The sequence below is a fragment of the Synechococcus sp. BA-120 BA3 genome (assembly GCF_034931285.1).
In the GTDB taxonomy this organism is placed as follows: domain Bacteria; phylum Cyanobacteriota; class Cyanobacteriia; order PCC-6307; family Cyanobiaceae; genus Cyanobium.
The window spans coordinates 1-1,557 of record NZ_JAYGHZ010000451.1 but is presented as its reverse complement, the minus strand read 5'-3'; the positions used below and the strand labels follow the sequence as shown (position 1 = coordinate 1,557).

Below are 1,557 nucleotides of genomic sequence, written 5' to 3'. Positions count from 1 at the left end.
CATCTTTGGAGGTTCGACCCCGAAAGGAAACGTGGTTTGGGTTCCCACAGCGCTCCCTGCCCTGGCGACAACACTGCTAGATCCTCTACTGGTGTTGATCCCGATTAGGAAATTGTTCACTTTTTTGCGTGGAACCTGCCAGGCCTCCCTTCTTCATCAGAAGCCGCAAGCCAATGCCAGATGCCTCTCCATCACGTCGCCGACGTGCGCGCCTCAAAGTAGTCAACCCAAGATCTGCTGGAATTGATATTGGGAGTCGATTCCATGTTGTTGCCATACCCACAGAGCTCGATGACGAGCCAGTGCGTAAGTTTCTGAGCTTTACCAGCGACCTGAAGCGAATGGTCGAGTGGTTACTCACTGTCAACATCACGACCGTAGCTATGGAGTCGACCGGAATCTATTGGGTCCCTTTATACGAAATACTTGTGGCTCAAGGCATTGAAGTCTTTTTGGTCAATGCTCGACACGCCAAAAATGTACCAGGCAGAAAGACTGATATCAATGATGCTCAATGGCTCCAACAGCTCCACAGTTATGGCCTTGTTCGAGCAAGCTTTCAGCCTGATCCCTGTATTGCAAAGCTCAGGGCCTATTTTCGCCAGAGAGACGTCCTAGTGCGCTATCGCTCCTCGCATCAGCAACACATGCAAAAAGCCCTGATGCAGATGAATCTGCAATTGCATCACGTGGTAAAAGACATCACTGGTCTGACAGCTCGCAGGATCATTGATGCCATTCTGTCTGGTGAACGAGATCCCAAAAAGCTTGCTGCACTGCGTGACCGACGCTGCAAAGAGTCTGTGGAGACTATTGCTGCTGCTCTTGATGGAAACTATCAAGAAGAGCACCTATTTGAACTCAAAGTCGCTGTCGAGATGTTCGATTTTTACTCGGCAAAGATCCAGGAGTGCGAACTGGCTGGGCAGTCAGTGCTCCAAGAGCTGGCTGGAGATGACTACGTTGAACCTAAGAGACAAGCTAGCGACAGTCGAATCAAGGGAAATGGCTTCTCGTTTAATCCTCAAGAACTGATTAAATCAGTCGCAGGCCACGACCTATTGGCTCTTCCTGGCCTTGGCCCCGCGACGGTGATTACCTTGATCAGTGAGTGTGGTCTCGACATGACACGCTGGCCAAGCGCCAAGCATTTCGTCTCCTGGCTTGGGTTGAGCCCGCAAAACAAGATATCCGGAGGGCGTGTGCTGTCCTCACGCACAAGACAGGGAACAACAAGGGCCGGAAGTGCCTTTTGGATGGCAGCAGTTCCACTCAGTAGGACAAGCACGGCGCTGGGTGCATTTCAGCGACGGTTGTCTGCGCGAGTGGGCAAAAGCAAGGCTTTGATTGCCACGGCACGAAAGCTGGCCATTCTTTACTACAAGACCATTAGATATGGCATGGAATTTCAAGAACACGGAGATTTGGCTTACCAGCAGGCATCTCGCGAACGTCAAATCCATGGTCTGGAAAGACGTGCAAAAGCACTGGGTTACCAACTGGTTGCTACCGGCTGATAGGCGGAGATCCCTGATGGCCGTGGGTGTTTCTTAGGAA

The 1,557-nt window shown here is 51.4% G+C and carries 1 protein-coding gene; it reads left to right on the top strand.

All coding sequences use genetic code 11. From position 1 onward, the window contains the following. Positions 1 to 128 precede the first annotated feature (128 nt). The gene (locus VB737_RS16685; protein WP_500314613.1) at positions 129 to 1,517 is read left to right on the top strand and encodes an IS110 family RNA-guided transposase; all 1,389 of its coding nucleotides are present in this window, start codon (positions 129 to 131) and stop codon (positions 1,515 to 1,517) included. The last annotated feature ends 40 nt before the right edge of the window (positions 1,518 to 1,557 follow it).